17 protein-coding genes and 1 riboswitch are annotated in these 21,905 nt (G+C 70.0%); of the genes, 9 read left to right on the forward strand and 8 right to left on the reverse strand.

The annotated features are described in order from the left end of the window. Nucleotides 1-374 precede the first annotated feature (374 nt). From AB0N02_RS12730 to AB0N02_RS12750, 5 genes are all read left to right on the forward strand, one after another. Nucleotides 375-998: a helix-turn-helix domain-containing protein gene (locus tag AB0N02_RS12730; protein ID WP_363945359.1), complete on the forward strand. Its 624-nt coding sequence runs from the start codon at nt 375-377 to the stop codon at nt 996-998. 117 nt (nt 999-1,115) lie between these two features. Beyond that, nucleotides 1,116-3,491, forward strand: a complete 2,376-nt coding sequence (locus AB0N02_RS12735; protein ID WP_363945361.1) for a helicase-associated domain-containing protein — start codon at nt 1,116-1,118, stop codon at nt 3,489-3,491. 117 nt (nt 3,492-3,608) lie between these two features. Next, on the forward strand, nt 3,609-4,271 hold the full coding sequence (locus AB0N02_RS12740; RefSeq protein WP_363945363.1) for a hypothetical protein: 663 nt from the start codon (nt 3,609-3,611) through the stop codon (nt 4,269-4,271). A gap of 188 nt (nt 4,272-4,459) precedes the next feature. Next, entirely contained in the window at nt 4,460-6,124 is a 1,665-nt protein-coding gene (locus AB0N02_RS12745) for a DNA repair helicase XPB (RefSeq protein WP_363945364.1), read from the forward strand. A 467-nt stretch (nt 6,125-6,591) separates the two neighbouring features. Next, nucleotides 6,592-8,628, forward strand: a complete 2,037-nt coding sequence (locus tag AB0N02_RS12750; RefSeq protein ID WP_363945423.1) for an AAA family ATPase — start codon at nt 6,592-6,594, stop codon at nt 8,626-8,628. 1,960 nt (nt 8,629-10,588) lie between these two features. Here AB0N02_RS12750 and groL read toward each other — a convergent pair. The 5 genes from groL to AB0N02_RS12775 all read right to left on the reverse strand — a co-directional run bounded on the left by groL (nt 10,589) and on the right by AB0N02_RS12775 (nt 15,596). Further along, nucleotides 10,589-12,214 (reverse strand): chaperonin GroEL, encoded by a 1,626-nt coding sequence (gene groL, locus AB0N02_RS12755; protein WP_363945365.1) that lies wholly within the window; start codon nt 12,212-12,214, stop codon nt 10,589-10,591. A 324-nt stretch (nt 12,215-12,538) separates the two neighbouring features. After that, entirely contained in the window at nt 12,539-12,739 is a 201-nt protein-coding gene (locus tag AB0N02_RS12760; RefSeq protein WP_012895270.1) for a cold-shock protein, read from the reverse strand. A 380-nt stretch (nt 12,740-13,119) separates the two neighbouring features. Then, complete coding sequence (locus AB0N02_RS12765) at nt 13,120-13,395, reverse strand: MoaD/ThiS family protein (RefSeq protein WP_363945366.1); 276 nt, start codon at nt 13,393-13,395, stop codon at nt 13,120-13,122. Nucleotides 13,396-13,416: 21 nt separating this feature from the next. Next, nucleotides 13,417-14,679: a threonine synthase gene (gene thrC, locus AB0N02_RS12770; protein WP_363945367.1), complete on the reverse strand. Its 1,263-nt coding sequence runs from the start codon at nt 14,677-14,679 to the stop codon at nt 13,417-13,419. A 14-nt stretch (nt 14,680-14,693) separates the two neighbouring features. Then, a riboswitch (SAM riboswitch) is annotated at nt 14,694-14,834 on the reverse strand. A gap of 201 nt (nt 14,835-15,035) precedes the next feature. Then, nucleotides 15,036-15,596 (reverse strand): RNA polymerase sigma factor, encoded by a 561-nt coding sequence (locus tag AB0N02_RS12775; protein WP_363945368.1) that lies wholly within the window; start codon nt 15,594-15,596, stop codon nt 15,036-15,038. A 101-nt stretch (nt 15,597-15,697) separates the two neighbouring features. Here AB0N02_RS12775 and AB0N02_RS12780 point away from each other — a divergent pair, with 101 nt between their 5' ends. Together AB0N02_RS12780 and AB0N02_RS12785 are read left to right on the forward strand one after the other, a co-directional pair. Further along, nucleotides 15,698-17,122, forward strand: a complete 1,425-nt coding sequence (locus AB0N02_RS12780; RefSeq protein WP_363945369.1) for a trehalose-6-phosphate synthase — start codon at nt 15,698-15,700, stop codon at nt 17,120-17,122. 74 nt (nt 17,123-17,196) lie between these two features. Further along, nucleotides 17,197-18,573 carry an MFS transporter gene (locus tag AB0N02_RS12785; RefSeq protein ID WP_363945370.1) on the forward strand — a complete coding sequence of 459 codons (1,377 nt, stop codon included), beginning with the start codon at nt 17,197-17,199 and terminating at the stop codon, nt 18,571-18,573. Here the strand turns inward: AB0N02_RS12785 and AB0N02_RS12790 are convergent. From AB0N02_RS12790 to AB0N02_RS12800, 3 genes are all read right to left on the reverse strand, one after another. Beyond that, entirely contained in the window at nt 18,560-19,165 is a 606-nt protein-coding gene (locus AB0N02_RS12790) for a hypothetical protein (protein WP_363945371.1), read from the reverse strand. The two genes, AB0N02_RS12785 and AB0N02_RS12790, sit on opposite strands and share 14 nt — an antisense overlap. A gap of 35 nt (nt 19,166-19,200) precedes the next feature. Further along, complete coding sequence (otsB, locus tag AB0N02_RS12795; protein WP_363945372.1) at nt 19,201-19,986, reverse strand: trehalose-phosphatase; 786 nt, start codon at nt 19,984-19,986, stop codon at nt 19,201-19,203. 125 nt (nt 19,987-20,111) lie between these two features. Beyond that, complete coding sequence (locus AB0N02_RS12800; protein WP_363945373.1) at nt 20,112-20,414, reverse strand: DUF3263 domain-containing protein; 303 nt, start codon at nt 20,412-20,414, stop codon at nt 20,112-20,114. Nucleotides 20,415-20,531: 117 nt separating this feature from the next. On the opposite strand from AB0N02_RS12800, the gene AB0N02_RS12805 reads away from it, so the two are divergent. Together AB0N02_RS12805 and AB0N02_RS12810 are read left to right on the forward strand one after the other, a co-directional pair. Further along, a complete protein-coding gene (locus tag AB0N02_RS12805; protein WP_363945374.1) occupies nt 20,532-21,335 on the forward strand; it encodes an SAM-dependent chlorinase/fluorinase in 804 nt (267 codons plus the stop codon). 316 nt (nt 21,336-21,651) lie between these two features. Continuing rightward, nucleotides 21,652-21,882: a hypothetical protein gene (locus tag AB0N02_RS12810; protein WP_363945375.1), complete on the forward strand. Its 231-nt coding sequence runs from the start codon at nt 21,652-21,654 to the stop codon at nt 21,880-21,882. Nucleotides 21,883-21,905: the final 23 nt, after the last annotated feature.

Below are 21,905 nucleotides of genomic sequence, written 5' to 3' on the forward strand. Positions count from 1 at the left end.
TCCGTTACGGAACCCTTCGGGAAAGTCCCACATCAGGAAAAATCCCCTCATCGGCCAGGAAGCGGCCGTGTCCGAGCAGCCGGAGAACCCCCCTTCGCCGCCTCGTGCGCCATACCGGCCGCGCTTTTCGCGCTTCCCCCGCCCTCCACACTTTTCGCGCAGTCCGCGCCGAACATGTCTTTCGCGCATCATGCGCTGATCGCGTTGAACGAACCGTTCGCGTCTTTCGTGTTCTCCTGTGACGGCCGCGCCGCCGTACCGCCCATGCCGCCGTGCGCGGCGGGTCCCGCTGCCCGCCACGCCCACGGCCCGGCGAGCCTCGGCCCGGCGGATTGGCCACTGGATATGGTCATGGTGGAGGTATCGGTAGCAAAATGACCAGATCAACGCGCGAACGGATCATCGACGAAGCCCTGCGCCTGTTCGCGGAGCGGGGCTACTCGGCGACCTCGGTGGCCGAGATCGAGGCCGCCTCCGGCCTGTCCCCCGGCGCCGGAGGGCTCTACCGGCACTTCAGATCCAAGTACGAGGTGCTCGCGGCGGCCATGGGCGAGCACGCCGCCAGGACCCGGGCACAGGTCGCCGAGACGCTGGCCGAGATGAACGCCCTCGACTCCTCGATCGCCCTCGAGGAACGTCTGGCCCACCTGTGCGAGGCCGGGCTGGCCAAGGTCCGCGAGGAGAACGAGCTGACCCGGGTCTTCTTCCGCGACCTGAGCCAGTTTCCCGAACTGGTCGCGATCGTGCGCGAGGGGCTCCTGCAGCCCATGTTCGACGCGATCACCACGTGGTTCCGCGCCCAGCCGGAGTACGCCGACGCCGAGCTCGACTGGCCCGCGATCGGCGCCGTGCTCGGCGGCGCGGTGGTCCACTACAGGCTTTTCGAGGAGACCGTCGGCGAACCTCCCGGGCGCGCGGAGCTCGACCGTTTCGTCGCCTCCTGGGTACGCCTCGCACTCGGTCTGCTGCCCCACCCCGCGGTCCACGCGATCGGCTGAGCACCGGGCGTCCCCGGACCGCCGGGAGCCGGTTCACACTCCGATTCACCGTTGTTCACATGAACGCGAACTTTCCCAAACCTAGCTTTGTCGGTCAGGACTCCTACCATTGACGGAATGAGCACGGAGTTCATCGAGTGGCTGCGCAGCCGGAGCGACGACCAGTTGCGGGCTCTGGTCACCGTGCGACCCGAACTCATCACCCCGGTCCCGGCCCATGTGGAGGGGCTGGCCGGGCGGGCGAGCAGCCCGTCCGCCGTCGGCCGCGTGCTCGACCGGCTCGACCGGTTCACGCTCTCGGTGCTGGAGACGCTGGTCGTGCTCCCCGCACCGGTCGACTACCGCGCGCTGCGCGCCCAGATGGCCCGCGCGCTGCCCGAGGGGGTCGCGGCCCCCGTGCTGCGGGCCGCGCTCAAGGAGACCGTCGAGCGGCTGCGGACCCTCGCCCTGGCCTACGGACCGCAGAGCGCCCTGGTTCCCTCCCCCGGGGTGCGGGAGGTCCTGGAGGCGCCCGCGGGGCTGGGCCAGCCCGCGGTCGAGGTCTTCAGACACCATCCCGCCGAGCGACTGGCCGAGCTCATCCAGGACATCGACGGTGAGAACGGCGACACCAAGGAGGACCTCGCCCGGCTGCTGGGCACCCCGGAGGTCGTCGGGCGGCTGGTCGAGGACGTCTCACCACAGGCCAGGTCGGCGCTCAACGAGCTGACCTGGGGACCGGCCAGCGGCCGGGTGCCCAACGCCCGCCGGGAGGTGCGGGCCGCCACAGCCCAGTCGCCGATCGAGCAGTTGCTCTCCCGCGCTCTGCTCTGCGCCACCGGCGAGGACACCGTGGTGCTGCCCCGCGAGGTCGGCCTGTTCCTGCGCGGCGGCCGGATCCACCATGACCTCTCCCCCGTCCCTCCCCCGCTCGACGGCGCGGCCCGCGACCGGGGGATGGCCGACCGCACCGCCGCGGGGCAGGCGTTCACGTTCGTCCGCGCGGTCGAGGAGCTGTGCGAACGCTGGAGCGTCGACCCACCCGGGGTGCTGCGCAGCGGCGGCCTGGCCGTACGCGATCTGAAGCGGACCGCCGCCATGCTCGACGTGCCCGAGTGGGTGACGGGGCTGATCGTCGAGGTGGCCCACGCCGCCGGGCTGATCGCCGCGAGCGGGTCGGTCGACGGCGACTGGCTGCCGACCCCGGCCTACGACGGCTGGCGGGTGAAGAGCACCGAGGACCGCTGGGTGGTGCTGGCCACGACCTGGCTGACCATGGACCGGGTGCCGGGGATGATCGGCGAGCGCGACGAGCGCGACAGGCTGCTCAACGCCCTCCATCCCGACCTGCGGCGCTCGGCCGCCGCCGAGGTCCGGGCGACCGCCCTGAGCATGCTCTCCGCCGCAGGTTCCGGTGTGGCGCCCTCCCTGGAGTCGGTGCGCGAGCGCCTGTCCTGGGAGCAGCCCCGCAGGCGCGGCGGCCGGCGCGACCAGCTCGTGGAGTTCACGCTGCGCGAGGCGGAGCAGATCGGGGTGACCGGCCTGGGGGCGATCGCCGGTCACGGCCTGGCCCTGATCCCCTGCGGCGGCGGCCGCGCCGAGGCCGCGGCCCTGGCACTGGCCCCGCTGCTGCCCGAGCCGCTCGACCATGTGCTCCTGCAGGCCGACCTGACGGCCGTGGCCCCCGGCCCCCTCACCGGCGAGCTGAGGCGCTGGCTGGCGCTGGCGGCCGACGTGGAGTCCACCGGCGGCGCGACGGTCTACCGGTTCTGTGAGCGGTCCATCCGGCGGGCGCTGGACGCCGGGCAGGGCGCCGACGAGATGCTGGCGATGCTGGAGCGCCACTCGGCCACGCCCGTCCCGCAGCCGCTCGGCTATCTCGTCACGGACGTGGCCCGCCGTCACGGCCGCATGCGCGTCGGTACGGCCAGCGCCTACATCCGGTGCGACGACTCCTCCCTGCTGGACGAGGTGATGGCCGACCGGCGCGCCCTCCCGCTGCGGCTGCGCAGGCTCGCCCCCACCGTGATCGCCTCCAAGACGTCGAGGTCGACGCTCGTCGACTCGTTGCGCGCGATGGGATACGCCCCGGCGGCCGAGTCGCTGGACGGTGACGTGATCATCACGCAGCTCGACGTCCGCAGGACCGAGGGCCAGCCCTCCCCCCGCCAGCCCGTCACGTTCAACGGTCCCGAGGCCGACGTCGTCGCGGCGGCCATACGGGCGGTGCGCGCCGGTGACGCGGCCCACCAGGCCCGCCGGGCCCCCGTGGACGCCCCCGGAGGCCAGGTCCCCCGCTCTCCGGCGACCGCCACGATCAACGCGCTGCGCGAGGCCATCCGGCAGGGCTCCCAGGTGTGGATCGGCTACCTCGACTCCCAGGGCAACGCGACGAGCCGGATCCTCGAACCCGCACGGATGGAGGGGGGATACCTCACGGCCTACGATGAGACCCGCGCGGCGGTGCACCGCTTCGCCCTGCACCGCATCACCGGGATCGCCGACATCAACTGATCGTCAGGCGCGCGGTCGCGCACACCCGTGGCGCCGGTTGCCCAACGGCGCCGACTCGATCCCCATATCGCGATGTTCGTTGGTGTTCGGCATCCGACAGAAACGAGACGAATCACAGTGAGCAGCGGTCACCCCGAAGGCCCCAGCACGAACCCGGACGACTGGAAGAGTCCCTACAGCACGGGACCGGGCCAGAACCCCGGACACGGCGCACCGAACCACATCCACCAGAGCCCCACCATGGAGAGCGGCCTTTCAGGCTACGGCTCACAGGACCACGGCTCGCAGGGATATGGCTCACAGGGGTATGGCTCACAGGGGTACGGCCAGCCCGGCTACGGACAGGCCCCCGAACAGCAGGCCTACGGGCAGCAGGGCTACGGGCAGCAGGGCTACGAGCAGGCCTACGGGCAACCGGACTACGGCCAGGGATACGGCCAGGCGGGCTACGGGCAGGACTACGGGCAGCCGGGCTACGGGCAGTACTCCCCGCAGTACGGCTACGGCCCCACCCCCCACCAGAACAACGACGGCGTCAGGACCCACGCGATCGTCGCGCTGGTCATCAGCATCGTGTGCGCCATGACCTGCTACGTCAGCCTCGGCGGCCTCGCCGGGGCCATCATGTCCGGCGTCGCGCTCAGCAAGGTCGAGAGCGACCCCCGAGGGGCCAGGAACCTGCTCAAGTGGGTCTGGATCAGCATCGGCGTCAACGTCGCCCTGGTCGCCCTGGGCATCGGGGCCGTCGTCGTGGCGGGGGTGAACGGCGCCTTCGACTGAGCGCTCCGGCAAATGTGACGAACGGCGCCTTCCGCCACCGAGCGTTCCGGGACTGTCCGGCGGCCCATATCCGTTGGACATACGGAAGCGGGGTGACGAACGGACGAGTCTCCCACGCGAGTGCGACCATGGGCTCGCCGACCGCGCCTGCCGTACGGTGACGGGTGCGACCATGGACCGCTGACCGTATGACAAGGGAGAAGTCTGTGACTGACGGACCGCTGATCGTCCAATCGGACAAGACCCTGCTGCTCGAAGTCGACCACGAGCGAGCCGACGAGTGCCGCAAGGCGATCGCGCCGTTCGCCGAACTGGAACGTGCCCCCGAGCACGTGCACACCTACCGGGTGACCCCGCTGGCCCTGTGGAACGCGCGGGCGGCCGGGCACGACGCGGAGCAGGTGGTCGACGCGCTGATCGGCTACAGCCGCTATCCGGTGCCGCACGCGCTGCTGGTCGACGTGGCCGAGACCATGGCCCGTTACGGCAGGCTCAGGCTGGACAAGCACCCCGTCCACGGACTCGTCCTGACCAGCACCGACCGGGCCGTGCTGGAGGAGGTACTGCGCTCGAAGAAGATCCAGCCGCTGCTGGGCGAGCGGATCGAGACCGACGCCGTGGTGGTGCACCCGAGCGAGCGCGGCAACATCAAGCAGCATCTGCTCAAACTGGGCTGGCCCGCCGAGGACCTCGCCGGATACGTCGACGGTGAACATCACCCGATCACGCTGAACGAGGACGGCTGGCAGCTGCGCACCTACCAGCGGGAGGCCGCCGAGGCGTTCTGGCACGGCGGCTCGGGCGTGGTCGTGCTCCCCTGCGGCGCCGGAAAGACGATCGTGGGCGCGGCGGCGATGGCCCACGCCAAGGCGACGACGCTGATCCTGGTGACCAACACGGTCTCGGCGCACCAGTGGAAGCAGGAGCTGATCAAGCGGACCTCGCTGACCGAGGACGAGATCGGCGAGTACACCGGCACCAAGAAGGAGATCCGCCCGGTCACCATCGCCACCTACCAGGTGATGACGACCCGCAAGCAGGGCGTCTACCGTCATCTGGAGCTGTTCGACGCCCGCGACTGGGGCCTGGTCGTCTACGACGAGGTCCACCTGCTGCCCGCGCCGATCTTCCGGATGACCGCCGACCTGCAGGCCCGGCGGCGGGTCGGGCTGACCGCGACGCTCGTGCGCGAGGACGGCCGGGAGGGCGACGTGTTCTCCCTGATCGGCCCGAAGCGCTACGACGCGCCGTGGAAGGAGATGGAGAACCAGGGCTGGATCGCCCCCGCCGACTGTGTCGAGGTGCGGGTGACGCTGACCGACGAGGAGCGGCTCGCGTACGCGATGGCCGACTCCGAGGAGCGTTACCGCTTCTGCGCGACGACGCCGTCCAAGACCCGGGTGACCGAGGCGCTGGTCAGGCGGCACCTGGACGAGCAGGTGCTGGTCATCGGGCAGTACATCGACCAGCTCGACGAGCTCGGCGAGCACCTGAACGCGCCGGTGATCAAGGGGGAGACCAAGGTCAAGGAGCGGGAGCGGCTGTTCCAGGCGTTCCGCGACAAGGAGATCCAGGTGCTGGTCGTCTCCAAGGTGGCGAACTTCTCCATCGACCTGCCCGAGGCCTCGGTGGCCATCCAGGTCTCGGGCACCTTCGGGTCGCGCCAGGAGGAGGCCCAGCGACTCGGCCGGGTGCTACGCCCCAAGTCCGACGGCGGCGGGGCGCGATTCTACTCGGTGGTCAGCCGCGACACGGTCGACCAGGAGTTCGCCGCGCACCGGCAGCGCTTCCTGGCCGAGCAGGGATACGCCTATCAGATCATCGACGCGGACGACGTGCTCGCCGGCGATTAGCGTCACGTGGCGAACACGTCGTCGTCCGTTGTCAGGTCCACGAGATACCGCAGGCTTTCGACAAAGCATCCACCCCCTCGCTAGGCCTCGACGGCCACTGGCGACATACCCCCATGATCTGTGCGAGTCACTGGATTTGCCCGGCTTTTTAGCGATTTTGGCGCACAAACACGGACGGTGTTAGGGCGCTCACCAAGCGGTCGACCCGCCGCCGGAGAGCGCTCTCCCGGTGACGCTCACGTGATCGTCCGCGTGCGCTGAGTGAGCGTCGCGTGGGCGTCGTCCGCGCGTCGAGTGAGTGTTTCGCGGGCGCCGGGCGGCGGCCGTACCGGCCCGGCGCCCGGTTAATCGCTTTGAGCCGTGCGGAGACCGTCGGTAGGCTTGTCGATTCGCTGCCTGACGATCACCACCTCCGTTTGTCGAATGGGAGGCGCTTACGCGTGTCCGCACATCAACTGTCACCAGACATAACCCGTGATTCCCCCGGGAGTCCCAGCGCGGATCCCACCGATCCCGCCGAGATCCTCATCGCCGAGCGCGAGCACCTGGCCGTCTCCAGGGCCGCGCTGCGCGCGATGCGCGAGCACGCCCAGTCCCTCTCCTCGGACGCCGCCGGGGACTGGGTCTCCCAGCAGATCCTGCAGGCGCTGCTGGACCAGCGGGTGGCGGCGCTGGCCGACCACTCGGGCACTCCGCTGTTCTTCGGCCGCCTGGACCGCGCGGCGGACGACGACCTCCCCGGAACCGTCCACGTCGGACGCAGGCACGTCCACGACGACCGCAGCCGCCCCCTGGTGATCGACTGGCGGGCGCCAGTCTCCCGGGCGTTCTACCAGGCCAGCCCGTCCGACCCGATGGGCGTCACGCGCCGCCGCAGGTTCGGCTACCACGGCGGCGACCTGACCGCCTACGAGGACGAGCCGCTCGACCAGGGCGGCGCCCCCACGCACAGCAGGATCCTCACCGAGGAGATCGAACGTCCCCGCTCGGGCCCGATGCGCGACATCGTCGCGACCATCCAGCCCGACCAGGACGAGATCGTCCGCTCCGAGCTCGGCCGTACCGTGTGCGTGCAGGGGGCGCCCGGAACCGGCAAGACCGCCGTCGGCCTGCACCGGGCCGCCTACCTGCTCTTCACCCACCGGGAGAAGCTCGCCCGGTCGGGAGTGATGATCGTCGGCCCGAACCGGGCCTTCCTGTCCTACATCTCCTCGGTGCTCCCGGCGCTGGGCGAGGTCAAGGTCGACCAGACCACGGTCGGCGCGATCCTGGGCGACCACGCGGCGCCCGAGGATCCCGCGGTCAGCGCGATCAAGGGAGACGCGCGGATCGTACCGGTGCTCAGGCGCGCGCTGTGGATGCACGTCGTCAAGCCCACCGAGGGCGTGCTGTTCACCAAGGGGGTCAACCGCTACCGGGTGGCCGACCACGAGGTCCGCGAGATCGTCGCCTCGCTGCGCGGCACCACCCGCTACGGTCCCGGCCGCGCGACCCTCGCCCAGCGGCTGGCCCACATGGTGCTCGTGCGAATGGAGCAGCGCGGCGAGTCCCCCGACGACCGGGTGCAGGACGCCGTCGCCCGCTCCAAGCCGGTCAAACAGCTGGTGGACGCGGTATGGCCCAAGCTGACCCCGCAGCAGGTGCTCCACCGGCTCCTCAGCGACCCCGAGTTCCTCGCCGCCGCCGCCAAGGACGACCTGACCGCCTCGGAGCAGGCCCTGCTGCTGTGGGCCAAACCGGCCAAGTCGTTCCGCTCGGCGAAGTGGTCGGCCGCGGACGGCGCGTTGATGGACGAGCTGGGCGACCTGATCGAGCGGACCGCCCCGCTGGGGCATCTGGTCGTGGACGAGGCCCAGGACCTGTCGGCGATGCAGCTGCGGGCGCTGGGGCGGCGCTGCCGTACGGGGTCGGCCACCGTCCTGGGCGACCTCGCGCAGGGCACGACCCCCTGGTCCGCGCGCTCCTGGGAGGAGGTGCTCACGCACCTGGGCTTCGAGGAGGGCGCGGTCACCGAGCTCACCCTCGGCTTCCGCGTCCCCCGGGAGGTCCTCGACTACGCCGCCCGCCTGCTGCCCTCCGTCGCCCCCGGCCTGGCCCCGCCCCGATCGCTGCGGCCCGGCGCAGGCTCCCTGTCGGTACGGCGCACGCCCGGCCACGCCGCGTCCCTGACGGAGGCGGTGCGGGAGGCGGCGTGGGAGGTGCTGTCCCGTGAGGGGTCGATCGGGGTCATCGTCCCGGACGCCTCGGTCGCCGCGGTCTCCGCGGCCTTGGCCGCCCTGGACCACCGGGTACTGAGCCAGGACTCGGCCGAGGAGCACCGCCTGCTGATCGTCCCGGCGACCCTGGCGAAGGGTCTGGAGTACGACCACGTCATCGTGGTCGAGCCCGCCGACATCGTCAGCGCCGAGCCGCGCGGCCTGGCCCGCCTCTACGTGGTCCTGACCAGGGCGGTCACCTCCCTGACCGTCCTGCACACCGCCGACCTGCCCGTCGAGCTACGCTGAGGCGCGTTTCCTGGATCAGCCGGTTGTCCTGGCGCTTGTAGTGCTTGGGGTGTTTACGGCGGTTTTTATGGTGATTCAGTAGGTCACCGGTGTGATGTTTAGCGGTTCTGTGGGTTTTGTGGGTTCTGTGGGTTCGCGCTGCGGTGGGTGGGTGGTCCGGCCGGCCGTTGTTGGTTTCGGTCTGGTGGGGTCAGGCCTGCGGCCTGGCGGGCGCGGTGGCGCGTGTCCTTTTATACGCCGGCCGGACCACCCACCCACCTCCGCGCACGACTTGCTCCGCCGTACGGCGCGCAGGCCGTAGTTGGTCCCTCTCCGGCCGCCCATCGGACTCGGGGCGGCTGAAGCAACCCGTGCGGGGCCGCTTCAGAGCCCGTCACCGTAGCTGAAGCCTCACTTTCGAAAGGAGCGCATGGCTGAGGTGGGAGGCTGCGCACACTGAGGAAGCCTCACCCACCCGTGGGGCGGCCGCTTCGGTGAGGCGCCTGATGCCCACCCCTCATCCTTGTCCAGAGCGCCCCACTTCATCCTGAGCCGTTCGCTCGCTGCCAACCTCCTCCAGCCCCGATGGCTTCCTTCTTCCCTCGGCCAACTGGATATGGCGAGGATGTGTCCATGAGCCGGGCAGAGAAGAGATAAGCCCTCTCGACCCCGAAGTGCGACTTGGGTGACCATGGGCGGTAACGGTTGCCCGTGCCCGCCCGCTCCGGGGCCGTTGGAGGGGTACGCGGCCGGGTTCGATGACCTGCTTTCGGCGCTGGGCGGCGGCGCGGGTTTCGCGAGTATCCGACCGGGCTGCTGGCCCCACGCGAGCGTAACAAGACGCTCACCTGCCTGTCCGGGGCCGAGCCGGTGGCCGGGGCACAGCATGCCGCGGTGCGGCGGCTCCAGTTCCTACTGTCGGAGTCGGTGTGGATCCCGAGCTGGTCAACGCGCGGCGCCCGGAGATGCTGCGGAGGACGATCCGGCGACCGCACCGCACGGCTGGGGCATGCTGGTGATCGATGACAGCGGCGATCGTAAGGGCGGCACCGCGACCGCCTGTATCGGGCATCGATGAAGTGGGGCGCTCTGGACAAGGATGAGGGGTGGGCATCAGGCGCCTCACCGAAGCGGCCGCCCCACGGGTGGGTGAGGCTTCCTCAGTGTGCGCAGCCTCCCACCTCAGCCATGCGCTCCTTTCGAAAGTGAGGCTTCAGCTACGGTGACGGGCTCTGAAGCGGCCCCGCACGGGTTGCTTCAGCCGCCCCGAGTCCGATGGGCGGCCGGAGAGGGACCAACTACGGCCTGCGCGCCGTACGGCGGAGCAAGTCGTGCGCGGAGGTGGGTGGGTGGTCCGGCCGGCGTATAAAAGGACACACGCCACCGCGCCCGCCAGGCCGCAGGCCTGACCCCACCAGACCGAAACCAACAACGGCCGGCCGGACCACCCACCCACCGCAGCGCGAACCCACAAAACCCACAAAACCCCAGCACGAACCCACCCCAGCACGAACCCACCGAACCCCAGCACGAACCCGCCCCAGCACGAACCCACAGAACCCAACCCACCCGCCGCCAGGGAATCGCGACCCCCCTCCTCCGAGCCGCCGAGGAGCGTTTCAGGAGGTTCGACGCGTTCCGGGCCGACGCGATGGTGCTGCACGGCAACGCCCTGGTACACCACGCCTGGAACGCAGCCGACTATGCCCCGCAACCCAAATGCTCCAGACAGGCGAAGCTTCTGCCGTCTTCCCGGCAAAGATGAGGCTTCTCGGGGAAAACGAGCCGTCCCGATCTCACCGATGTTCGAAACCGTCGTGAAACGAACGGTAATTGGCTCCACACCTATCCGCCACGGAACATCAATCCCACTTTCGGAACACCGGGCCCGGAACAACGGCCGGAAAGAATCCGGTCCCCCGGAAAACCAAAGAGGCGACCCCGGTACCCCGGGGTCGCCTCTTTGGGAAAGCGCCTGGACTTAGAAGTCCATGTCGCCGCCGCCGGGCATGGCGGGAGCGGCACCGGCCTTCTCGGGCTTCTCGGCGATGACAGCCTCAGTGGTGAGGAACAGCGCCGCGATGGAGGCGGCGTTCTGCAGCGCCGAGCGGGTCACCTTGGCCGGGTCGATGATGCCCGACTCGAACAGGTTGACGTACTCGCCGGTGGCGGCGTTCAGGCCCTCACCCGGGGTGAGGTTGCGCACCTTCTCCACCACGACGCCGCCCTCGAGGCCGGCGTTGACGGCGATCTGCTTCAGCGGCTCCTCCAGAGCCTTCTTCACGATCGCGGCACCGGTGGCCTCGTCGTTCGACAGCTCGAGCTTGTCGAACGCCTTGGCGCCGGCCTGCAGCAGCGCGACACCACCGCCGGGGACGATGCCCTCCTCGACGGCCGCCTTGGCGTTGCGGACGGCGTCCTCGATGCGGTGCTTGCGCTCCTTGAGCTCGACCTCGGTCGCGGCGCCGGCCTTGATGACGGCCACGCCACCGGCCAGCTTGGCCAGGCGCTCCTGCAGCTTCTCGCGGTCGTAGTCGGAGTCGGTGTTCTCGATCTCGGCGCGGATCTGGTTGACCCGGCCCGCGATCTGCTCGGCGTCACCGGCGCCGTCGACGATGGTGGTCTCGTCCTTGGTGACGATGACCTGGCGGGCCCGGCCGAGCTGGTCCAGCGTGGTGGACTCCAGCTTCAGGCCCAGGTCCTCGCTGATGACCTGGGCACCGGTCAGGATGCCGATGTCGCCCAGCATGGCCTTGCGGCGGTCGCCGAAGCCCGGAGCCTTGACGGCGACCGAGCGGAACAGGCCACGGATCTTGTTGACGACCAGGGTGGCCAGGGCCTCGCCCTCGATGTCCTCGGCGATGATCAGCAGCGGCTTGCCGGCCTGCACGACCTTGTCGAGGACCGGGAGCAGGTCCTTGTTGGCGGAGATCTTGGAGTTGACGACGAGGATGTACGGGTCGTCGAGGACGGCCTCCATACGCTCCGGGTCGGTGACGAAGTAGGGCGAGATGTAGCCCTTGTCGAAGCGCATGCCCTCGGTGAGCTCAAGCTCCAGGCCGAAGGTGTTGCTCTCCTCGACGGTGATGACGCCTTCCTTGCCGACCTTGTCCATCGCCTCGGCGATCATCTCGCCGATCTGCGGGTCGCCCGCGGAGATGGAGGCGGTGGAGGCGATCTGCGCCTTCGTCTCCACGTCCTTGGCCAGCTTGGACAGCTCCTCGGAGACGCGCTCGACGGCGGCCTCGATGCCCTTCTTCAGGGACATCGGGTTGGCGCCGGCGGCGACGTTGCGGAGACCCTCACGCACCAGAGCCTGGGCGAGCACGGTGGCGGTGGTGGTGCCGTCACCCGCGACGTCGTCGGTCTTCTTGGCGACCTCCTTGACGAGCTCGGCCCCGATCTTCTCCCACGGGTCCTCGAGCTCGATCTCCTTGGCGATGGAGACACCGTCGTTGGTGATCGTGGGGGCGCCCCACTTCTTCTCCAGAACGACGTTACGGCCCTTGGGGCCGAGGGTCACCTTGACGGCGTCCGCGAGCTGGTTCATACCACGCTCGAGACCGCGCCGGGCGTCCTCGTCAAACGCGATCATCTTGGCTGCCATACGGCTAGACCTCCCAAACACAGGGTGGCTTGCACCAGATCGAGCCGACGCCCGCGACGGCATGTGGGTCCGCGACTCCGTTCGGCGGACCCCATCGTCTCGATCCAGGTTTGGCACTCACCGGCAGGGAGTGCTAAGCAACTGTTTAGCACTCTCCCCTGTCGAGTGCAAGCCAGGGTCCGTTTGACCTGGTCACAGCTTAGGCGAAGGCCCGGCCCGCCGATCGAAACGACGAGCCGGGCCTACGAGCCGGAGGGGATCCTCGCGGACTGCGCTGCCACGTGACCCTCCGGCAGTTCCCGACGAGCTGACGGAGAGGCCGGGTCAGACTGCTCGAACGGATTCCGCCTGAGGTCCCTTCTGTCCCTGCGTGATCTCGAACTCGACCCGCTGGCCCTGTTCGAGCGCACGATAGCCATCCATCATGATCGCGGAGTAATGGACGAAAACATCCTTACCACCGTCTACCGCGATGAAGCCGTAGCCCTTGTCCGCGTTGAACCATTTGACGGTGCCTTGCGCCACTTCCGACTCCTCTTACTGGACTTGAGGACGCCGCCCATTCCTTCGCGAGGTCCTCAATCTCCGAGGCGGAGACATCGCCTACGTCGATCGTCCTCGACCATACCTGTGGGAGACCGTAGGGCAACAGAGTCAACCAGCAAACTACCGCTTTACGGACGCATTCAACACGCAGACATAGTTTTGCTATCACGATTAGTTAGTTAAATATTACATTATATCTCGATGCCACAAATATGAGCTTGCATCACAAAACACGACACCCGCACACGGCCAGGCCGGTGCGGGTGCGGAAATGTGTCCTATGAGTGCCGTTTCGGTGCAGTGAGCGCCTCGGGCCGTCGCCGGCGATCACCCCTCGGTGACCACCGGGAGATCGGGGCTCAGCCTCCGGCGACCGCGGGGATGATGGAGATCTGGACACCTGCCGGCGTGGCGGTGTCGAGGTTGTCGGCGAAACGGACGTCCTCATCACCGACGTAGACGTTCACGAAACGACGGATCTTGCCCGTTTCATCGAGGATACGGGCACCGATCCCCGGGAAGTCGGCGTCGAGCTTCTGGAGAACGTCCCGCAGGGTCTCGCCCTCGCCGTTCACCTCGGCCTCGCCACCGGTGTACGTACGGAGAATCGTCGGAATCCGCACAGAAACACTCATAATTCAGTACCTTTCAGGAGTTCAGGCGACGACCGCGCGGAACGCGTCGAGAGAAGGCCGGATGACGGCGGTGGGACGCGCCTGGCCCGCCACCGCGTCAAGGGTCTTCAGGCCGTCGCCGGTGTTGAGCACCACCGTTTCGCCGTCGGGGTCGATCCGCCCCGACTCCACCAGCTTGCGCAGCACGCCGACGGTGACACCGCCCGCGGTCTCGGCGAAGATGCCCTCCGTCCTGGCCAGCAGGTGGATCGCCTCGACGATCTCGGGGTCGGTGACGTCCTCGACCGCGCCGCCGGTACGCCGGGCGATGTCGAGCACGTAGGGGCCGTCCGCGGGGTTGCCGATGGCCAGCGACTTGGCGATCGTGTCGGGCTTGACCGGCCGGATCACGTCGTGACCCGCCTTGTAGGCGGCGGAGACCGGGGAGCATCCCTCCGCCTGCGCGGCGAAGATCTTGTACGGCCTGTCCTCGACGAGACCGAGCGCGATCAGCTCCTTGAACGCCTTGTCGATCTTCGTCAGCTGGGAGCCGGACGCGACCGGGATGACGATCTGGTCGGGGATCCGCCAGCCGAGCTGCTCGGCGATCTCGTAGGCCAGGGTCTTGGAGCCCTCGGCGTAGTAGGGCCTGAGGTTGACGTTGACGAAGCCCCACTTGTCGCCCAGCTCGTCGCCGATGAGCTCGGAGCAGAAGCGGTTCACGTCGTCGTAGGTGCCCTCGATGCCGACGAGCTTGCCACCGTAGACCGAGGCCATGACGATCTTGGCCTGCTCCAGGTCGGAGGGGATGAACACGCAGGCGTCGAGACCCGCCCGCGCGGCGGCCGCGGTCACCGCGCCCGCCAGGTTGCCGGTCGAGGAGCAGGAGAGGGTGTGGAAGCCGAAGTTCCTGGCCGCCTCGACCGCGATGGCGACCACGCGGTCCTTGAAGGAGTGGGTGGGGTTGCCGGAGTCGTCCTTGACGTGCAGCGAGCGCAGGCCCAGCTCACGCGCGAGGTTGTCGGCCTTGACGAGCTTGGTCCAGCCGGGCGCCATGTTGGGCTTGGCGGCCACGTCGGCCGGGACCGGCAGCAGGGAACGGTAGCGCCAGATGCTGGTCGGCCCCTCGGAGATCTGCTCGCGGGTCACGCGCCCGAAGTCGTAGGCGATCTCAAGGGGCCCGAAACACTCGATACAGGCGAAGCTCGGACCGAGCTCGTAGCGGGCACCGCACTCCCGACAGGACAGCGCGACGGCGGGACCGAAGTCGAGCGAGGTGGTGGATTCAGTGTTCGCGAGCGCCATGAAGCGAGGCCTTTCCCTCATCTTCGTCTGCGACCACCCTGGCCACAGACCGGAATTGGCACCTGTCCCGGTCGACCTCGCCCGATCGCGAGTCATGAACCGGGAGGGTTGCCGGGGCTTCGCAGGGCCGGTCCCTCCACCCCTCTGGATGAGCAATGTTCAGTTGTAAACCTGACACGCAGGTCTCAAGCACTCTACCCCGACCTACCGCGATCCTGACCAGTCGTCTCGCCAGATAAGACAAAGTGTGTCATTTTTCGGACAAGCTTGCCGTCGCAGGTCGGCGCGGAGCGCCGGAACAGGCCCGCGTCCCCGTCGGTCACTGCGGCCGGTCTTGACCGGCCGCCACGACGAGGTCAGAAACCGTAGGCGTCGCCCAGCGCCCCCTGCACATACTTGCGTGCCTGGTGGATGCGGGACTTGGCCGTACCCAGCGGGATGCCGAGCTGCTCGGCCACCTCGTTGTAGTCGAGCTGGCAGATGTCGCGCAGCACCAGCGCCTGGGCCAGATCGGGCTTGTCCGCCTCCAGCGCCTCCATCGCGTCGAGCAGGTCGAGCCGGGAACCGGCGATCACGCTCACCCGGGCGACGTCGGGCTTGTTGAGCAGCGGCAGTTCCTCCGAGCTCTGCTCCGCCGAGCGCCGCTTCAGCGAACGGTAGGTGGTGCGGGCGCAGTTGGCGGTCACGATGTGCAGCCATGTGCTGAACCGCGCCCGTCCCTCGAAGCGGCCGATGTTGCGGGCCACCGCCAGCAGGGTGTCCTGGGAGGCCTCCTCGGCGTCCTGCCGGTAGGGCAGGATCCGCCCGCAGTGCCGCAGCACCTCGGGCTCGATCCGCCGCAGCAGCTCGCCCAGCGCGCGGTGGTCGCCTCCTGCGGCTGCGCGCGCCAGTTCCTCGGTCGTCTCGTCCAGCGCCATCACGAGCCCCCATCAGCGGTCACAGTCGCTCGACATCCTACGGTCGCCGGTTATGTTTGGTTAACCTTCGGGACAAGCCAGTCCTAGGCGAGGGGATCAAAATGAGCGCGACTTTGGTGGCCTCGAACCGCGGCCCCGTCTCCTTCACCCTGTCCGAGGACGGCTCGCTGACCATGCGCAGGGGCGGCGGCGGACTGGTCTCCGGACTGTCCGGGGTGGCCAAGGACCTCGACTTCCTGTGGGTCTGCGCCGCGCTGTCCGACGGGGACCGCAGCGCCGTACGGCTGGCCCCCGGCGGCCGCCTGGACCGGACGGGCTACGACACCGGCGCGCTGCGGATGCTCGACATCCCCGCGGCCACCTTCCACCGCGCCTACAACGCGGTCGCCAACTCCACGCTCTGGTTCGTCCACCATCTCCTCTACGACACCCCCAACCGGCCGCAGTTCGACGCCAGGTTCCGCCGGGAGTGGGAGTCGTACCAGACCTACAACGAGGCGTTCGCGATGGCGCTGGCCGAGGAGGCCTCACACGGCGCCAGGGTGATGGTGCAGGACTACCACCTGGGCCTGGTCCCCGCCATGCTCAGGGTCGAGCGGCCCGACCTGCGGATCGCCCACTTCTCCCACACCCCCTGGGCGCCGCCGGAATACTTCAGCCTGCTGCCCGACGAGGTCGCGGCCGAGCTCCTCGAGGGCGTCCTGGGCTCCGACCACGCGGGCTTCCTCACCGCCCGCTGGGCCGGGGCGTTCATGGACTGCTGCGAGACCGTGCTCGGCGCGCAGGCCGACCGCGTGGGCCGTACGGTGACCCACGGCGGCAGGATCACCCGGATCGGCGTGCACGGCCTCGGCGTGGACGGTGAGGCGCTGTGGGCGCGGGCGTCGGAGCCCGACGTGGAGTCCCACATGGCCGCCCTGCGGGAGATGGTCGGCGACCGCAAGCTGATCGTGCGGATCGACCGGACCGAGCTGTCCAAGAACATCGTCAGGGGCCTGATCGCCTACCGGGAGTTCCTCGCGGCCCACCCCGAGTGGCACGGCAGGGTCGTGCACCTCGCCTTCGCCTACCCCTCCCGGCACGACCTGCCCGAGTACCGGGAGTACACCGCGGCGGTGCAGCGCTGCGCCCTGGAGATCGAGGACGAGTACGCCACCGAGGACTGGGACCCGCTGATCCTCAACGTCCAGGACGACTACCCCCGGTCGCTGGCCGCCTACCGGCTGGCCGACGTGATGCTGGTCAATCCGATCCGCGACGGGATGAACCTGGTGGCCAAGGAGGGCCCTGTCCTGTCGCCGAACAGCGCGCTGATCCTGTCCCGCGAGGCGGGCGCCGCCGCCGAGCTGGGCGAGCACGCGCTGCTGGTCAACCCCTACGACGTCTCGGCCACGGCCCGCGCCATCCACGAGGGCCTCGTCATGCCCGAGGACGAGCGCGCCCGCAGGGGGAGCGAACTGGCCGGGGCGGCGACCGCGCTGCCCCCGCAGCGCTGGTTCTCCGACCAGCTCGCCGCGCTCAGCTGAGGCCTTGACCTGCCGTGAGATAGTTTTGGTGGAATTTTCGTCTGATCCACCAGAACTGCACGGCGGGAGAGGCATTGACCACGATCGTCCCCGTCCGACTCGTTCGTGATCACGCGACCTGGCTTCTCTACCTGCAGCTCGGCGTCTTCACCACCTACCTGTACGGCCTCAGCGCCGCCCTCCCGCTGCTCCGCATCGAGCAGGGCGTCTCCCAGACGGTCGCCGGCCTGCACGGCACCATGATGGCGGTCGGCGGCGTCCTGACCGGCCTGATGCTGCCCTGGCTGACCCGGAGGGTGGGGCGCCGCGCCGCCACCTGGACGGGTCTGGCGGGAATGAACGTCGGAGTGCTGCTGGTGGTCCTCGGCGACGCGCTGCCGGTCACCCTCCTCGGGTACGGCATCGCCAGCGGGATGGGCTCCGTCAGCCTCTACACGGGCATGTCGGTGCTCAGCGACCACCACGGCCCGGCGGGTCCCGCGGCGATCAGCGAGGCCAACGCGGTCGGGGGGACCATCGGCCTGGGCGCGCCGTTCGTCGTCAGCCTCGCGGCGCAGAGCGCGCTCGGCTGGCGGGCGGCGCTGCTGGTGACCCCGGTGCTGACCGTACTGCTGGCGCTGCTCCTGGGCCGCACGTGGGTCCCCGAGCGCGGGACCACCGCACCCGGCCTCGACCGGCACGGCACCGACCGGCGCGACGACCGACCTGACGTCGACCGGCAGGGCGACGCCGCGTCCGACCGCGCAGGCAACGGCGCGGGCGACGGTGTGGGCGACGGTGTGGGCGACCGCGAGGGCGACCGCGAGGGCGACGGTGCGAACGGCAGCGCGGGCGGTCGTATGGACGGTCATACGGACGGCCGTGCGGGCGGCGGGGTAGGCGACGGGGCCGCTGCCGGGACCGGGACCGGGCTCGGCCGGCGGTTCTACCTGGCGGGGGCGGTGCTGTTCTGCTGCGTCGCCCTGGAGTTCTCCTTCAACCTCTGGGCGGCGAAGCTGGTGACCGACCGGACGGGGCTGTCCGCCGCGGTCGCGGCGACCGCGCTGACCGCCTTCACCGCGGGACTGGCCGTCGGGCGCTTCGGAGGCGCCAGGCTGGCCCTGCGGATCCCGCCCTCCCCCCTGCTCGTCGGCGCGCTCGGGCTCACCGCGGCCGGGTGGCTGCTCTTCTGGACGAGCACGACCCCCGTCCTGTCCTACGCGGGGCTGGTCCTGTCGGGAGTGGGCGTCTCGCTGCACTTCCCGCTGGCGCTCTCGCGTGTGCTGACGTCCGCGAGCGTCCGTCCCGAGCGGGCCACGGCCGCCTCCTCGCTCTTCTCCAGCACGGCGGTGGGCGCCGGGCCGTTCGCGCTGGGCGCGCTGGCCGACCTGTTCGGCACCTGGCAGGCCTTCCTCATGGCCCCCGTCCTGATCGGGCTGGCCGTCTGCGGGATCCTCATCAGCCCCAGGTAGCCGACCGGAGCACGTCCACCAGCCACGCGTTGTCCCACACGTCCACGATGAGGATCTTCGACGTGGGCAGGAACCACTCGCGCTGGTAGAAGGTCGCGGTCTGCTTGCCGTTGCCGGTCTTGACGCACCGGCCGAGCCACCCCCGGAACTCGGCCTTGTGCCCGCGGCCGACCTGGCGCAGGCCACTGGCGTAGGCCTTGCCGAGGACCTGGCCGTACTTGCCGTTGAACGGGCAGGGCTCCACGTCGCTGGCGGGGTAGAAGGGCTGATCCGGCGTGTAGGCCGAGAAGCCCTCGTGCCCGTACTTGATCACCTTCGGACCGAAGATCCAGAAGGCCTCGCACTTCGGGGTGAAGTATCCCGCCGACGGCTTGGAGCACGCCCCCGTTATCACCTTGACCCGATCGGTGTCGCGGTAGACCTCCCAGCTGGAGGGGATCCTGAGGTGCATCCCGCGAAAGGACAGGGTCTGCGTGGCCGAGGCGGAGGTGGACGAGGCCGGGGCGGCGGCGGTGGAGGCGGAGGCGGTCAGGGGAGCGACGATCATGGCGGCGCCGGCCAGCGCGGCGAGGGCGAGGGAGCTCTTTCTCATGCGGGGGAAGCTATCGACCCCCACTTGCCGATGACTTAACTCTCAATGGCATCGGCGCCCTCGACGGCGTCGGCGATCGAGGCGAGCAGTTCCATCACCCCGTCGGGGCCGTCGACGACGATGTCGGCCTCCACGGTGATCTCGGAGGAGCCGCTGAACACCGTGACGCCGGGCAGCCCGGACGCCCGCACCGCCGCGAAGGCCGCCAGGTCTCCCAGGTCGTCGCCGGCGAACAGCACCGAGCGCGCGGCGCGCTCGGCGAGGAAGGCGCTCAGCGCGACCCCCTTGTCCATGCCGGGCGGCCGCAGCTCCAGCACGAACTTGCCCGGCTCGACCGTGAGCCCCGCCTCCGCCGCCAGCGTGGCGACCGGGCCGCGGAGCGCGTCGAGCTCGGCCTGCGGGTTCGCCGTCTGCCGCGTGTGCACGGCGACCGCCCGCTCCTTGTCCTCGAACCTGGCGCCCTCGATCGCCGAGATCAGCGGGGGCAGCTCGGCCCTGACCCTGGCCAGGCCCGGGTGCGGGGGCGGCGCGGTGAGCCTGCCCGCCTCCCAGCGTTCGAGGCCGTAGTGGCCGAGCACGACCAGCCCGGGGACCCCGGCCAGCGAGCCGTACTCGACGGCCGTCGCGGCCGGGCGGCCCGTCACGACCACGACGGCGCGCACCAGCTCGCCGAGCCTGGCCAGCACCGCCGGGCCGTCAGGGTGGATCCTGGCCGCGTCGGGGTCGGGCACGATCGGGGAGAGCGTGCCGTCGAAGTCGAGGCCGATCACCGCTCCCGCGGGGTCGGCCAGAATGGCGCGCAGTCCTTCGAGGGTGTCCATGGCGATGCTCTCTCCCGGTCCGTCGTCGGCGTGGCGGTCTGTCCGGATCGCGCGGCGCGTTCCGGTGCCGGGACCGGCCGCGCGCATCACCGGCCGCCCCCGCGTGGTGCCCCGTACCCCGGAGATCAGGGACGCAAGCCCATCCTTCTGGCGGCACGGTCGCGCCTGCGCGCCTCGCGGAGCCTGCGCAGGCGCTTGACCAGCATCGGGTCGTGGGCGAGCGCCTCGGGCCTGTCGACGAGCTCGGCGAGCAGCTGGTAGTAGCGGGTGGCCGAAATGTCGAAGGTCTCGCGGATCGCCTGTTCCTTGGCGCCGGGATAGCGCCACCACTGGCGCTCGAAGGCCAGCAGCTCCCGCTCCCTGTCCGTGAGGGGCCGGGGAGCCGGCTCGGGAGCGGCGCCGTCACCGGGGATCGGTGCGCTGTCCATTGCCGTCCTCCTCGGTCGAGCACGTGGCGGCCAGGCCACGTCCACGGGCCCGATTGCCAGGATAGTCGGGAATTTCGTGCTGTTCATGACCGATGTCGAGACGTACAGTCACCAGATGTGACCTCAGTCATCACCCTTCTCACCGATTACGGCCTGGCGGACGGCTACGTCGCCGCCTGCCACGGCGTGATCGCCGGAATCGCACCGGAGTCCCGGATCATCGACGTGTGCCACCTGGTCCCCTCGGGGGACGTACGGCGCGCCGCCGCGATCCTCGCGCAGACGGTTCCCCACCTCCCGCCCGGCGTCCACATCGCTGCGGTGAACCCCGTGGGCGGCTCGCGCAGGGCGGTCGCGATCGAGGCGGGCGAGCACGTGTTCCTCGGCCCGGACAACGGAGTGCTGTCGTGGGCGGTCCAGGCCGTCGGCGGCGCGCGGGCGGCCCGCGAGCTCACCAACGAGGAGCTCTTCAGGAGACCCGTCTCGCCGACCTTCCACGGCCGCGACGTCTTCGCCCCCGTGGCGGCGCGTCTGGCGACCGGGCAGGAGATGGCCGGCCTGGGACCGGAGTACCCGCTGGACCGGCTGGTCTCCCTGCGCGCGCCGACCTCGCTGGTGCGCGAGGGCGCGGCCGAGGGCGAGGTGCTGTCGATCGACGCCCACGGCAACACCCAGCTGTCGATCAGCGCCGACGACCTGGCGGTCCTGGGGGTGCGGCCCGGGGAGACCCTGGTGGTCTGGCTGGGCAGGAGGCATGTCTCGGTGCCGTTCCGCGAGACGTTCGCCGCGGTGCCGCCCGGCGAGCTGGTCGCGTTCACCGACTCGGCGGGCCTGGTCGCGCTGGCGGTCAACTCCGGCGACGCCTCCCAGCGGCTCGCGCTGCCGCCGGGGGCGCACGTGCGGCTGTCCCCTGTCTCCTGAGGCCGGCGGGGCACGGGGGTGTTCCCGCCGCTCCCCTGGGACCCGGCGGGGCGGAGGTGTCCCGCGGTCCCCTGAGACTCGATGGGGCGTGCGGGGCGTTTCCGGGGCGAACCTCCGAAACCTAAGCGGATTTGCCGCGGACGGGGTTCGCCCACCGGGGTTCCGTCGTCATCGCCGTCGCTTGACGCAGTCGGGGCCCGGCGATGCTGGACCGCCGCTCCGACGCCCGGAATACTTCTGGCGACAGTACGTAATCGCCCGGAAGCGGAGAGCTTCGCCGAAGCGCGTCCACTCCGGGGTGTTCAGGGGAACCACCATGATCCGTCACATTCTCGTCGCCTCCGCCGTCGTCGGCCTCGCCGTGACGGGTTCGGCCACCGTCGCCTCCGCCGACACGCCCGACGGCACCTGGCCGCCCGTCGAATTCGTCCGCAACGCGCTCGGCGTCCGCGACACGGGCCCGGGCCTGCTCCCCGCCGTCATCGGCGACAAGTACCCGAGCGACTCGGTGACCACGGAGACGTCCTTCGAGAGCCTCGGCGACTGAGTCCACCGGCATCCCGGCCCGGC

It is taken from the genome of Streptosporangium sp. NPDC051022, from assembly GCF_040683035.1.
Classification (GTDB): domain Bacteria; phylum Actinomycetota; class Actinomycetes; order Streptosporangiales; family Streptosporangiaceae; genus Streptosporangium.

Excerpts from the sequence above, each read along its gene's own strand:
- AB0N02_RS12745 (WP_363945364.1), top strand. The coding sequence starts at position 4,460 with ATGACAAGGGAGAAGTCTGTGACTGACGGACCGCTGATCGTCCAATCG.
- AB0N02_RS12775 (WP_363945368.1), bottom strand. The coding sequence starts at position 15,596 with ATGGCGCTGGACGAGACGACCGAGGAACTGGCGCGCGCAGCCGCAGGA.
- AB0N02_RS12780 (WP_363945369.1), top strand. The coding sequence starts at position 15,698 with ATGAGCGCGACTTTGGTGGCCTCGAACCGCGGCCCCGTCTCCTTCACC.
- AB0N02_RS12810 (WP_363945375.1), top strand. The coding sequence starts at position 21,652 with ATGATCCGTCACATTCTCGTCGCCTCCGCCGTCGTCGGCCTCGCCGTG.
- AB0N02_RS12800 (WP_363945373.1), bottom strand. The coding sequence starts at position 20,414 with ATGGACAGCGCACCGATCCCCGGTGACGGCGCCGCTCCCGAGCCGGCT.
- AB0N02_RS12790 (WP_363945371.1), bottom strand. The coding sequence starts at position 19,165 with ATGAGAAAGAGCTCCCTCGCCCTCGCCGCGCTGGCCGGCGCCGCCATG.
- otsB (WP_363945372.1), bottom strand. The coding sequence starts at position 19,986 with ATGGACACCCTCGAAGGACTGCGCGCCATTCTGGCCGACCCCGCGGGA.
- AB0N02_RS12730 (WP_363945359.1), top strand. The coding sequence starts at position 375 with ATGACCAGATCAACGCGCGAACGGATCATCGACGAAGCCCTGCGCCTG.
- AB0N02_RS12765 (WP_363945366.1), bottom strand. The coding sequence starts at position 13,395 with ATGAGTGTTTCTGTGCGGATTCCGACGATTCTCCGTACGTACACCGGT.
- groL (WP_363945365.1), bottom strand. The coding sequence starts at position 12,214 with ATGGCAGCCAAGATGATCGCGTTTGACGAGGACGCCCGGCGCGGTCTC.
- thrC (WP_363945367.1), bottom strand. The coding sequence starts at position 14,679 with ATGGCGCTCGCGAACACTGAATCCACCACCTCGCTCGACTTCGGTCCC.
- AB0N02_RS12735 (WP_363945361.1), top strand. The coding sequence starts at position 1,116 with ATGAGCACGGAGTTCATCGAGTGGCTGCGCAGCCGGAGCGACGACCAG.